A 13,061-nucleotide genomic window follows, 5' to 3' on the forward strand; every position below is an offset into this window, starting at 1 on the left:
GCAAGTTGCTATGAATTACTGATGGTATTGCGCTGAAAGCTCATGCACCGCACGCAAGAAGGCGCCCGCGTGCTCCGGGTCGACTTCCGGGGTGATGCCATGGCCGAGGTTGAACACATGGCCGCTGCCTTTGCCGTAGCTGGCAAGGATGCGGCCAACTTCAGCGCGAATGGCCTCGGGCTTGGCGTAGAGCACGGTTGGGTCCATGTTGCCTTGCAGCGCAACTTTGTTGCCGACACGCTGGCGGGCTTCGCCGATGTCGCAGGTCCAGTCCAGACCCAGGGCATCGGCACCGGCGTCGGCGATGCTTTCCAGCCACAGGCCGCCGTTTTTGGTGAACAGGATGACCGGCACTTTGCGGCCTTCGTGCTCGCGGATCAGACCGCTGACAATTTTGCGCATGTAGGCCAGGGAGAACTCCTGGTACGCAGCTGCCGAGAGGTTACCGCCCCAGGTGTCGAAGATCTGCACCGCTTGCGCGCCGGCCATGATCTGGCCGTTGAGGTAGGAGGTGACCGACTGCGCGAGTTTATCCAGCAGCAGGTGCATGGCTTGCGGGTTGTCGTAGAGCATGGCCTTGGTCTTGCGGAAGTCTTTCGACGAGCCGCCTTCGACCATGTAGGTGGCCAGGGTCCATGGGCTGCCGGAGAAGCCGATCAGCGGCACGCGGCCGTTGAGCTCGCGGCGAATGGTGCTGACCGCGTCCATGACGTAGCCGAGGTCTTTCTGTGGATCAGGAATCGGCAGTGCTTCTACGTCGGCCAAGGTGCTGACGACTTTCTTGAAGCGCGGACCTTCGCCGGTTTCGAAGTACAGGCCTTGGCCCATGGCATCGGGAATGGTCAGGATGTCGGAGAAGAGGATCGCCGCATCCAGCTGTGGATAACGGTCGAGCGGCTGCATCGTGACTTCGCAAGCGAACGCAGGATTCATGCACAGGCTCATGAAATCACCGGCCTTGGCACGGCTGGCGCGGTATTCCGGCAGGTAGCGACCGGCCTGACGCATCATCCACACAGGGGTGACGTCTACGGGTTGCTTGAGCAGGGCGCGAAGGAAACGGTCGTTCTTCAGGGCAGTCATGTCGGCATCCGGAAAAAAAGTGCGGGCATTTTCTCAGAGCGCGACGCAAAAGGCACGGCAAGCGCCGCACCTTTTGTCTATCGAGTCAATTTGTCGCGCTGGAACACACTCTGCGCAACACCCTGAAACCAATGTGGGAGCGAGCCTGCTCGCGATGAGGGCTTCACATTCAACATCTCTGTTGACTGATCCACCGCTATCGCGAGCAGGCTCGCTCCCACAGGGTTTTGTGTCGTCTGATCAGACGCCCAGGTAATCCAGGATCCCTTCCGCCGCATTACGGCCTTCGAAGATCGCCGTCACCACCAGGTCAGAACCACGCACCATGTCGCCACCGGCGAAGATTTTCGGGTTGCTGGTCTGGTGCTTGTACTGGCCTTGTTCCGGGGCTACAACGCGGCCCTGGCTGTCGGTCTGGATGCTGAACTGCTCGAACCACGACGCCGGGCTCGGACGGAAACCGAAGGCGATGACCACGGCGTCGGCCGGGATGATTTCCTCGGAACCCGGGATCGGCTCGGGGCTGCGACGGCCACGGGCGTCCGGCTCGCCGAGACGGGTCTCGACCACCTTCACACCTTCGACCCTGTCTTCACCGACGATAGCGATTGGCTGGCGGTTGTAGAGGAATTTCACGCCTTCTTCCTTGGCGTTTTTCACCTCTTTGCGCGAGCCCGGCATGTTCGCTTCGTCACGACGATAGGCACAGGTCACCGACTTGGCGCCCTGGCGGATCGAGGTGCGGTTGCAGTCCATCGCCGTGTCGCCGCCACCCAGTACCACGACCTTCTTGCCCTTCATGTCGACGAAATCTTCCGGCGACTTTTCAAAGCCCAGGTTGCGGTTGACGTTGGCAATCAGGAAGTCCAGCGCGTCATAGACGCCCGGCAGGTCCTCACCGGCAAAGCCGCCCTTCATGTAGGTGTAGGTGCCCATGCCCATGAACACGGCATCGTATTCTTCGAGCAGTTGCTCGATGCTCACGTCCTTGCCGATTTCGGTGTTCAGGCGGAACTCGATGCCCATGCCGGTGAAGACTTCGCGGCGATTGCTCAGCACGGTCTTTTCCAGCTTGAACTCGGGGATGCCGAAGGTCAGCAGACCGCCGATTTCCGGGTTTTTGTCGAACACCACCGGGGTCACGCCGCCGCGCACCAGCACGTCGGCACAGCCCAGGCCGGCAGGGCCTGCACCGATCACCGCGACACGCTTGCCGGTCGGCTTGACCTTGGACATGTCCGGGCGCCAGCCCATGGCGAATGCGGTGTCGGTGATGTACTTCTCGACCGAACCGATGGTCACCGCGCCGAAGCCGTCGTTAAGGGTGCACGCACCCTCGCACAGACGGTCCTGCGGGCACACGCGGCCGCAGACTTCCGGCAGGGTGTTGGTCTGGTGCGACAGTTCGGCGGCGGCGAGGATGTTGCCCTCGGCCACCAGCTTCAGCCAGTTGGGAATGAAGTTGTGCACCGGGCACTTCCATTCGCAATACGGGTTACCGCAACCCAGGCAGCGGTGGGCCTGGTCGGCCGACTGCTGGGGTTTGAAGGGTTCGTAGATTTCCACGAACTCTTTCTTGCGTTGACGCAACAGTTTCTTCTTCGGATCCTTGCGCCCGACCTCGATGAACTGGAAGTCATTATTCAGACGTTCAGCCATTGTTAAAACCTCATCAAACTCTTCAGGCGCATATCACTGCGGGTTGGCACGGGTGCTGGAAAGCAACGATTTCAAGCTGGCAGCCTTTGGCTTGACCAACCAGAACCGACGCAAGTAGTCATCGAGGTTTTCAGCGAGGTTACGACCCCACTCGCTGTCGGTTTCCTCGACGTATTCGTTCAGCACGCGTTGCAGGTGGCTGCGATAGGCTTCCATCGCCTCACCGCTGATCCGCTGGATCTCTACCAGTTCGTGGTTGACCCGGTCAACGAAGCTGTTGTCCTGGTCGAGCACGTAGGCGAAACCACCGGTCATGCCTGAGCCGAAGTTGTAACCGGTCTTGCCCAGTACGCAGACGAAACCACCGGTCATGTACTCGCAGCAGTGATCGCCAGTGCCTTCCACCACGGTGTGGGCACCGGAGTTACGCACCGCGAAACGCTCGCCCGCAGTACCGGCGGCGAACAGCTTGCCGCCGGTGGCGCCATACAGGCAGGTGTTGCCGATAATGGCGCTGTCCTGAGTTTTGTAGACGCTGCCTTTCGGCGGAACGATGACCAGTTTGCCGCCGGTCATGCCTTTGCCGACATAGTCGTTGGCATCGCCTTCGAGGTACAGGTTCAGGCCACCGGCGTTCCATACACCGAAGCTCTGACCGGCCGTCCCTTTGAAGCGGAAGGTGATCGGCGCGTTGGCCATGCCCTGGTTGCCGTGTTTGCGCGCGATTTCACCGGAGATCCGCGCACCGATCGAACGGTCGCAGTTGCAGATATCCAGAGCGAAGTCGGCGCCGCTCAGGTCGTTGATCGCCGAAGTGGCCATCTCGACCATCTTCTCGGCCAACAGGCCTTTGTCGAACGGCGGGTTGCGGTCTACCTGGCAGAACTGTGGCTTGTCTGCCGGGATGTGATCGCTGCCCAGCAGCGGAGTCAGATCCAGGTGTTGCTGCTTGGCGGTCTGACCTTCGAGGACTTCCAGCAGATCGGTACGACCGATCAGCTCTTCGAGGGAGCGCACGCCCAGCTTCGCCAGCCACTCACGGGTTTCTTCAGCGACATAGGTGAAGAAATTCACCACCATGTCGACCGTACCGATGTAGTGGTCCTTGCGCAGTTTTTCGTTCTGAGTCGCCACGCCGGTAGCGCAGTTGTTCAGGTGGCAGATGCGCAGGTATTTGCAGCCCAGGGCGATCATTGGCGCGGTGCCGAAGCCGAAGCTTTCAGCGCCGAGAATCGCCGCCTTGATCACGTCGAGGCCGGTTTTCAGGCCGCCGTCAGTCTGCACCCGAACCTTGCCGCGCAGGTCGTTGCCGCGCAGGGTCTGGTGGGTTTCAGCCAGGCCGAGTTCCCACGGAGCGCCCGCGTACTTGATCGAGGTCAGCGGCGATGCGCCGGTGCCGCCGTCGTAACCGGAGATGGTGATCAGGTCGGCATAGGCCTTGGCCACGCCAGCGGCGATGGTGCCAACGCCGGCTTCCGCTACCAGTTTCACCGAGACCAGGGCCTTCGGGTTGACTTGTTTCAGGTCGAAAATCAGCTGCGACAAGTCTTCGATCGAATAGATGTCGTGGTGCGGCGGTGGCGAAATCAGCGTCACGCCCGGCACTGCATAGCGCAGCTTGGCGATCAGACCGTTGACCTTGCCGCCTGGCAGTTGACCGCCTTCGCCGGGCTTGGCGCCCTGCGCGACCTTGATCTGCAGCACTTCGGCATTGACCAGGTATTCCGGGGTTACACCGAAACGGCCGGTGGCCACTTGCTTGATTTTCGAGCTCTTGATGGTGCCGTAACGCGCCGGGTCTTCACCGCCTTCGCCAGAGTTGGAACGCGCACCGAGGCGGTTCATGGCTTCGGCCAGGGCTTCGTGAGCTTCCGGCGACAATGCGCCGAGAGAGATGCCCGCGGAGTCGAAGCGCTTGAGCACCGATTCCAGTGGTTCGATTTCGCTGATATCCAGCGGCGTCCCAAGGGTCTTGACCTTGAACAGGTCGCGGATCATCGACACCGGACGGTTGTCCACCAGCGCCGTGTATTCCTTGAACTTGCTGTAGTCGCCCTGCTGCACAGCAGCTTGCAGGGTGTTGACCACGTCAGGGTTGTACGCGTGATATTCGCCACCGTGGACGAACTTCAGCAAACCGCCTTGCTGGATTGGCTTGCGCGGGCTCCAGGCTTCAGCAGCCAAGGCCTTCTGCTCGGCTTCGATGTCGACGAAACGTGCACCCTTGATGCGGCTCGGCACACCACGGAAGCTCAGGTCGCAGACTTCCTCGGACAGACCGATCGCTTCGAACAGTTGTGCTCCGCGATAGGAGGTGATGGTCGAGATGCCCATCTTCGAGAGGATCTTGAGCAGGCCTTTGGTGATGCCTTTGCGGTAGTTCTTGAACACCTCGTAGAGGTCGCCCAGCACCTCACCGGTGCGGATCAGGTCGCCCAGCACTTCGTAAGCCAGGAACGGATAAACCGCAGAAGCGCCGAAGCCGATCAGCACCGCGAAGTGATGCGGATCGCGTGCGGTGGCGGTCTCGACCAGGATGTTGCTGTCGCAACGCAGGCCTTTTTCGGTCAGGCGGTGGTGCACCGCGCCAGTGGCCAACGAAGCGTGAACCGGCAGTTTGCCTGGGGCGATGTGACGGTCGCTCAGCACGATCTGGGTACGCCCGGAACGCACGGCTTCTTCGGCCTGGTCAGCGATGTTGCGCACTGCGGCTTCAAGGCCCAGCGCCTCGTCGTAGTTGAGGTCGATGACCTGGCGTTCGAAGCCCGGGCGATCGAGGTTCATCAGCGAGCGCCACTTGGCCGGCGAAACGACCGGCGAGCTGAGGATCACGCGCGAGGCGTGCTCCGGCGACTCCTGGAAGATGTTGCGCTCGGCACCGAGGCAGACTTCCAGCGACATGACGATGGCTTCACGCAGCGGGTCGATCGGCGGGTTGGTGACCTGCGCGAACTGCTGGCGGAAATAGTCGTACGGCGTACGCACACGCTGGGACAACACTGCCATCGGCGTGTCGTCGCCCATGGAGCCAACGGCTTCATAGCCTTGTTCGCCAAGCGGACGCAGCACCTGATCACGTTCTTCGAACGTGACCTGATACATCTTCATGTATTGCTTGAGCTGATCGACGTCGTAGAACGCCGAACCGTGGTCGTTGTCTTCCATGGTCGCCTGGATGCGCAGGGCATTCTTGCGCAGCCATTGCTTGTATGGATGACGGGACTTCAAGCGGTTGTCGATGGCATCGGTGTCGAGGATCTGACCGGTTTCGGTGTCCACGGCAAAGATCTGACCCGGGCCAACGCGGCCCTTGGCGATCACGTCTTCAGGCTGGTAGTTCCAGACACCGATTTCCGAGGCCAGGGTGATGAAGCCGTTTTTGGTGGTGACCCAACGCGCCGGGCGCAGACCGTTACGGTCGAGCAGGCACACCGCGTAACGACCGTCGGTCATTACCACGCCGGCCGGGCCGTCCCACGGTTCCATGTGCATCGAGTTGTATTCGTAGAACGCGCGCAGGTCGGCGTCCATGGTCTCGACGTTCTGCCACGCAGGCGGAATGATCATCCGCACGCCACGGAACAAGTCAATGCCGCCAGTGACCATCAGCTCGAGCATGTTGTCCATGCTCGATGAGTCGGAACCCACGCGATTGACCAGCGGGCCGAGTTCGTCCAGATCCATCAGATCGTTGGTGAACTTGGTGCGACGGGCCTGGGCCCAGTTACGGTTACCGGTAATGGTGTTGATTTCACCGTTGTGCGCCAGGAAGCGGAACGGTTGAGCCAACGGCCATTTCGGCAGGGTGTTGGTGGAGAAGCGCTGGTGGAACACGCAGATCGCGGTTTGCAGGCGCTGGTCGCTGAGGTCCGGATAGAAGGCGGTCAGGTCCGCCGGCATCATCAGGCCTTTGTAAATGATGGTCTTGTGGGAAAAGCTGCAGACGTAGTGGTCGAGGTCGGCGGCGTTGGCCACGGACGAGCGACGACGGGACGTGAACAGCTTGACGGCCATGTCCTGATCGCTCAGGCCAGCACCGCCGATGAACACTTGTTCGATCTGCGGCAGGCGTTCGAGCGCCAGACGGCCGAGAACGCTGGTGTCGATCGGCACTTTGCGCCAACCCACCAGTTGCAGGCCGGCCGCCAGGATCTCGCGGTTCATGTTCTCGCGAGCCGCTTCGGCTTTTACCGGGTCCTGATTGAAGAACACCATGCCCACGGCGTATTGCTTGGGCAATTCAATACCAAACGTTTCCTGGGCGATGGCACGCAGGAACACGTCGGGCTTTTGCATCAGCAGACCGCAACCGTCGCCGGTTTTGCCGTCAGCGTTGATCCCACCGCGGTGGGTCATGCAGGTCAGGGCCTCAATGGCCGTTTGCAACAGGGTATGACTGGGTTCGCCCTGCATATGGGCTATCAGGCCGAAACCGCAGTTATCCTTGAATTCATCTGGTTGGTACAGACCTGCTTTCATAGACACTTTCTCACCAGGCTGCCTCTTATCGAGACAAATTTCTTTTCAATTCAGCCAGTTACCTTCCACGCCGAACGTACGCCAGCTTTGCGGGGGCAAAAGGGAGGTCATTGTACACACCGACACAGAGGCTCACAAATTTGACGACGAAATGTCGCAAATCTATGTCGCATTTGTGAAAGGTTTAAAGCGATATGCTGTGCTAGTCAAAACATTTTTAATGTTGACCGCAACGACTCAAAGACTACTGTGACGCAGACACCACAAGGCACGCGGCTTTGACAGCCACATGCGCTTGCAGAAATTTTGAGGTGCCGGGAGAGGCGGCCTGGGTAAGGCCGCCGAATCTTCAGCGAGCTGTTGCCAGTTCCTGTTGGACGCTGGCGACAGAGCGAGGCCAAGGTTTACCAGCCTGAACCTTCGCTGGCAAGGCCTTGATGGCGGTAACAGCTGCATCGCGGTTGGCGAAGCTACCGTAAGTGATGACGTAAAGCGGTTTGCCGTTGAGGACTTTCTTGAAATAGCGGTACTCGCCGCCCTGCTCCTTGACGAAGTTCTGCGCCGTGGCTTCAGAGCTGGTGCCGAGGATTTGCACCACATAGTTACCTGGCGCCTGACCTGCGTACCAGGTACCGCCGGTTGCGGCTTTGGCGACGCTGGCTGGCTTCTCGACCGGCTTCTCGACAGCTTTGGCGACCGGGGCAGGCTTGGCCACTGGGGCCGGTTTGGCCGCAGGAGCTGGTGCAGGAGCAGGCTTGGCGGTAGCGACCTGAGTCGGCGCAGGCGCAGGCTTGGCCGCAGGAACTGGTTTGGCCGCAGGAGTTGGCGCAGGTGCCGGTGTCGGACCGGCCGGAATACCGGCTGGCGGTGCAGTGGTGGTCACGGTAGGCGGTTTGGCGCTGGAGCCTTCGACCGGCACGCCGTCGTCGCCTTCAGTGATACCGCCCGCAGCTTCCGCCAATGGGCCGCGCATTACCGGCTGCGATTGTCCGACCAACGGCAATGGCATCGGCTGGGTATTACCGGCGAACTCTACCGCCGGAGCACCGCCGTTCGGTTTCGGTGTGCCCAGTGGCAATTGCGCCTGCTCATTGGCGGGCGCGCCAGTGGCTGGTGCCTTGCTTCGACCTGGCATCAACCAGGCGGCGGCCACCGCGACCACGACTACGGCGGATATCGCCAATACGTGTTTCTTCGGCATGTTGAACCCCATACTTGGACGTTTGACCGCTGAGCGGCTAGCAATCATGGCTTCGATCATCGCATCGCGGGCGACCTGGTTGATGTTTCCAGGCCATCCATCGGAGCTTTCGTGTATCTCAGAGATCTGATTCGCAGAGAAAAGTTCGATTCCCTGACCGGCGCCTTCGAGTCGCTGGGCCAGGTATTCGCGGGTTTCTTCTTCGGCGTAAGGTTGCAGTTCGATGACGTGGAAGCGCTCTTCCTCGGTGCTCAGTTGCTCAAGTTCAGCGATCAGCGACGACTCACCGAACAGGAACACGTGCGGACGACCTTCCGGCGCACCCGCCGCCAACGCCAGTAGCGCTTCAAGGGCAGACTCATCGAGCTGCTCGGCGTCATCGACCAGCAAGTAGACTTCCTGGCCGGTCAGTGCGAGCTGCACCACTTGCTTGAGAATCGCGCCGACTTCAGCCTGGGCAACGTTCAGCGCCTGAGCCACCTGACGCAACACACCCGCCGCATCGCCGGCGCCACGGGCAGAAACCACCACGCTCTGCACCGACTGCTTGTTGGTGCTGGCGACCAGCGCCTGACGCAACAGGGTCTTGCCACTGCCTTGCGGGCCGGTAACCACCAGCAACAACTGGCTGTAACGGGCCAGGTGATGCAGTTGCCCCAGCACGGGCTTGCGCTGGGCAGGGAAGAACTTGAAGCCAGGCACCCGTGGAGCGAAAGGGTCGTGACTCAACTGGTAATGGCCGAGGAACGCCTCGTCGGCATGCAAACTAGTCATCGGGATCTTATTAACCTTTAAGCTGAGCCAGGGCGCGGTAATCCGCTCCCAGCGTGGCCTGTAAAACCTCTTTCGGATAATCGTCGGTCACTACGGCTTCGCCCATGCGGCGCAACAACACCAGTCGCAAACGACCGTCGATTACTTTCTTGTCAATTGCCATGTGTTCGAGAAAATCGGCTTGCGTCATCACTGAAGGCGGGATGACCGGCAACCCGGCCCGCTGGAACAGGCGAATGCCGCGATCACGCTCCTGGTCGCTGATCCAGCCCAGGCGCGAAGACATTTCCAGGGCCATTACAGTGCCAGCAGCCACCGCTTCACCATGTAGCCAGACACCATAGCCCATGTGAGTTTCGATGGCGTGGCCGAAGGTATGACCCAGATTGAGCGTGGCGCGCACGCCAGACTCGCGCTCGTCGGCACCGACCACAGCAGCCTTGGCCGCGCAGGAGCGTTCGATAGCGTAGGTCAGGGCCGTTTGATCCAGTGCCCGCAAGCGATCGATGTTGTCTTCGAGCCAGGTCAGGAACGGCTCATCGCAGATCAACCCGTACTTGATGACTTCGGCCAGACCCGCCGACAGCTCGCGAGCCGGCAAGGTATTGAGCGTGGCGGTATCGATCAACACGACGTTCGGCTGATAGAAGGCGCCAATCATGTTTTTGCCCAACGGGTGGTTGATGCCGGTCTTGCCGCCCACCGAAGAGTCGACTTGCGACAGCAAGGTGGTCGGAACCTGGATGAAATCGACACCACGCTGGTAACAGGCGGCGGCAAAACCGGCCATGTCGCCAATCACACCGCCGCCCAGGGCGATCACGGTAGTGCGGCGGTCATGGCGAGCGGTGAGCAGGCCGTCAAAGATGGTTTGCAGGGTTTCCCAGTTCTTGAAGGCTTCGCCGTCGGGCAGAACCACGGAAATAACCGAAAACTGTGCAAGGCTGCGGGTCAGACGCTCCAGATACAGCGGCGCAACGGTCTCGTTGGAGATGATCGCAACTTGCCGCCCGGCGATATGCGGCGTCAGCAGTTCGGGCTGATCCAGCAACCCTTCGCCAATATGGATCGGGTAGCTTCGCTCGCCTAAATCGACCTTAAGTGTCTGCATGTGTCCCCACAGTGAAGTTGGAATCAGGCGTCTTGCCTTACATTATCGACTGACAACATCTGCGTGTGTGACGCTGTCCGTTCGTCATGCGCCACACCTTCGAGCGGTCATGACCGGAGCCGAGGATAGCGCATTTCGCCCTGTGCATTAACGGGGAGGCAGCTGCTGCAAGCGTTCCAGGATGTCCAGGACCACCATCCGCGGCGGCCGCTCATCGGTTTCCACCACCAGGTCGGCGATTTCCCGATACAGCGGATCGCGTAATGCCAGCAGATCCCGGAGGGTTTTTGCCGGATCGGCAGTACGCAACAGCGGACGATTGCGATCGCGCGCGGTGCGCCCGACCTGCTGCTCGACGGATGCGTGCAGATACACCACGCGCCCGCCAGCATGCAGCGCCCGACGATTGGCTTCACGCATCACCGCGCCACCGCCCGTCGCCAGCACCACGCCATCGAGCGCGCACAGCTCGGCGATCATCGCCTGCTCGCGGTCGCGAAAGCCGGGTTCGCCTTCTTTGTCGAAGATCCACGGGATATTGGCGCCCGTGCGCAATTCAATTTCCTTATCGGAATCCTTGAACGGCAGGCGCAGCTCTTTGGCCAACAAGCGACCGATGGTGCTTTTTCCAGCACCCATCGGCCCAACAAGAATCAAATTTCGCACAGAATCAATGACTCACAGCAATCGCCTGGTTATTCATGATACGCGGAGTGAGAAATACCAGCAGCTCGGATTTTTTCTCCGACACCACGTCACGCCGGAAAAGGCGGCCAAGATACGGCACATCACCGAGAAATGGCACCTTATCTACAACCTTGCTCTGAGTATTTGAGAAAACCCCGCCAATGACGATGGTTTCGCCATCGTTGACCAGTACTTTGGCATTGACCTCGTTCTTCTTGATCGGCGGCACATCCTGCACTTTGTTCAGGTAGTCCGGCTCATCCTTGGTGACCTTGACCTCCATGATGATGCGGTTGTCCGGGGTGATCTGCGGCGTTACCTCCAGAGACAGCGAAGCCTCCTTGAACGCCACCGACGTCGCGCCGCTGGAGCTGGCTTCCTGATAGGGGATTTCCGTGCCTTTGAGGATCTTCGCGGTTTCCTTGTCGGAGGTGACCACTTTGGGTTGCGAGACGATTTCCCCGTTACCGGTCTTCTCCATGGCCGTCAGCTCAAGGTCCAGCAACACGTTATCGGTGATGAAGGCGATGCCGATCCCCGACGTATTTCCCGCCGCGCCCATGTCGACGAACGGTGAGTTGGTGCTGGTGCTGCCCGGTGTACCAATGGTCGATGAGGCGTTGGCCCCGTTGCTGACCCCGGAGGCATTCCAGTTACCCTTATTGCGGACCGAGCCGCCCCAACGCACGCCGAGGCTTTTGTCGTAGTCGACGTTGGCTTCGACGATCCGCGCCTCGATCATCACCTGACGCACCGGAATATCCAGCTGAGCGACGATTCGCCGTAGCTCATCCAGGCGATCCTGGGTCTGGTAGGCGATGATATTGTTGGTTCGCTCGTCGACAGTGATCGAGCCACGCTCGTCGACTTTCGCCTCGGCGCTGGTCACCGACTGGAACAGCTTGGCGATATCCGCCGCCTTGGCGTAGTTGACCTGCAACAGCTCACGGCGCAGTGGCGCCAGCTCGGCGATCTGTTTGCGCGACTCCAGCTCCTGGCGCTCGCGGGCGGCAATCTCGTCTGCCGGCGCGACCAGCAAGACGTTGCCGATCTTGCGCTTGTCCAACCCTTTGGTCTTGAGCACCAGATCCAGCGCCTGATCCCACGGCACGTTTTGCAGGCGCAAGGTAATGCCGCCCTGCACCGTGTCGCTGGCCACCAGATTGAGGTTGGTGAAGTCGGCGATCAGTTGCAGCACCGAGCGCACATCGATGTCCTGAAAATTCAACGACAGCTTCTCGCCGCTGTAGGCGAAGCGATCTGCGTTGCGCTTCTGCAGATCGTCGACGGTCATCGGGCGGACACTGACCGTCAGCTTGTTGTCGGTCTGGTAAGTCGAATAGTCGTATGTGCCACCGGGCTCGATGCTGATGCTCGCTTTATCGGCGGACGCACTGGCGTTGACGAACTGCACCGGCGTGGCGAAATCCTTGACGTCCAGGCGAACCCGCAACCGTTCAGGCAACTGGGTTTTGGCGAAGGTGAGGATGATCTTGCCGTCACGCTCCTGGATATCCGGGCTGATACCGGGGTCTGACAAATCAATGACGACATTGCCTTCACCCTGCGCACCGCGCTGAAAGTCCACGCCGCGAATGGCCTTGCTCACCGGAGCATAAGTCTTGGCTGCCACTGGCATGGCGCTCGCCACTCGCGGTGCCGCGGGTCGTGGTTTCTGAGCGGCAGCAGCCTGCCCGACCACCACGAACAGCGTGTTGCCCTCGACTCGCGTGCTGTAAGGCGTCAACTGCGTCAGGTTGATGATCAAACGAGTGCGGTCCTTGGCTTCGACCACTGTCGCACTGCGAGCGTTGCCGCCTCCCAGATCCCGCGTCTTGCTCGCCAGTTGGCTGCTCACACCCGGCAGATCGAGGGCGATGCGTGCCGGCTGATCGGTGGTATAGCCATGAGGCGCGGGCGGTGGCCCGTCGAAAGCCAGTTTCAACTCGATGCGATCACCCGGCAGCGCGGCGACATCCAGCGCTTTGAGATTGGCTGCCTGCACCATCGGAGAAAGCAGCGCCATCCATAGCGAAAAACCGAGGGTTGAGAAGATCCTGTTCATGA

General features: G+C 60.4%; 7 protein-coding genes. All 7 read right to left on the bottom strand.

Going from position 1 to position 13,061, the window contains the following annotated elements; all coding sequences use genetic code 11:
* Positions 1-15: 15 nt before the first annotated feature.
* A complete protein-coding gene (hemE, locus tag AC1DIH_RS02200; protein ID WP_477770434.1) occupies positions 16-1,083 on the bottom strand; it encodes a uroporphyrinogen decarboxylase in 1,068 nt (355 codons plus the stop codon).
* A 240-nt stretch (positions 1,084-1,323) separates the two neighbouring features.
* On the bottom strand, positions 1,324-2,742 hold the full coding sequence (locus AC1DIH_RS02205; RefSeq protein ID WP_477770435.1) for an FAD-dependent oxidoreductase: 1,419 nt from the start codon (positions 2,740-2,742) through the stop codon (positions 1,324-1,326).
* 33 nt (positions 2,743-2,775) lie between these two features.
* On the bottom strand, positions 2,776-7,221 hold the full coding sequence (gltB, locus tag AC1DIH_RS02210; RefSeq protein WP_477770436.1) for a glutamate synthase large subunit: 4,446 nt from the start codon (positions 7,219-7,221) through the stop codon (positions 2,776-2,778).
* Positions 7,222-7,570: 349 nt separating this feature from the next.
* Entirely contained in the window at positions 7,571-9,196 is a 1,626-nt protein-coding gene (locus tag AC1DIH_RS02215) for an AAA family ATPase (protein WP_477770437.1), read from the bottom strand.
* 10 nt (positions 9,197-9,206) lie between these two features.
* Entirely contained in the window at positions 9,207-10,307 is a 1,101-nt protein-coding gene (gene aroB / locus AC1DIH_RS02220) for a 3-dehydroquinate synthase (protein WP_477770438.1), read from the bottom strand.
* 147 nt (positions 10,308-10,454) lie between these two features.
* Positions 10,455-10,973, bottom strand: a complete 519-nt coding sequence (gene aroK / locus AC1DIH_RS02225; RefSeq protein ID WP_054595232.1) for a shikimate kinase AroK — start codon at positions 10,971-10,973, stop codon at positions 10,455-10,457.
* 4 nt (positions 10,974-10,977) lie between these two features.
* The gene (locus AC1DIH_RS02230) at positions 10,978-13,059 is read right to left on the bottom strand and encodes a type IV pilus secretin PilQ (RefSeq protein WP_477770439.1); all 2,082 of its coding nucleotides are present in this window, start codon (positions 13,057-13,059) and stop codon (positions 10,978-10,980) included.
* Positions 13,060-13,061 lie beyond the last annotated feature (2 nt).

The sequence above is a fragment of the Pseudomonas sp. 05N36 genome, from assembly GCF_056397385.1.

Bases quoted from the DNA above. Each gene is read 5' to 3' on its own strand.
- aroB (WP_477770438.1), bottom strand. From the start codon at position 10,307: ATGCAGACACTTAAGGTCGATTTAGGCGAGCGAAGCTACCCGATCCAT.
- hemE (WP_477770434.1), bottom strand. From the start codon at position 1,083: ATGACTGCCCTGAAGAACGACCGTTTCCTTCGCGCCCTGCTCAAGCAA.
- gltB (WP_477770436.1), bottom strand. From the start codon at position 7,221: ATGAAAGCAGGTCTGTACCAACCAGATGAATTCAAGGATAACTGCGGT.
- AC1DIH_RS02230 (WP_477770439.1), bottom strand. From the start codon at position 13,059: ATGAACAGGATCTTCTCAACCCTCGGTTTTTCGCTATGGATGGCGCTG.
- AC1DIH_RS02215 (WP_477770437.1), bottom strand. From the start codon at position 9,196: ATGACTAGTTTGCATGCCGACGAGGCGTTCCTCGGCCATTACCAGTTG.
- AC1DIH_RS02205 (WP_477770435.1), bottom strand. From the start codon at position 2,742: ATGGCTGAACGTCTGAATAATGACTTCCAGTTCATCGAGGTCGGGCGC.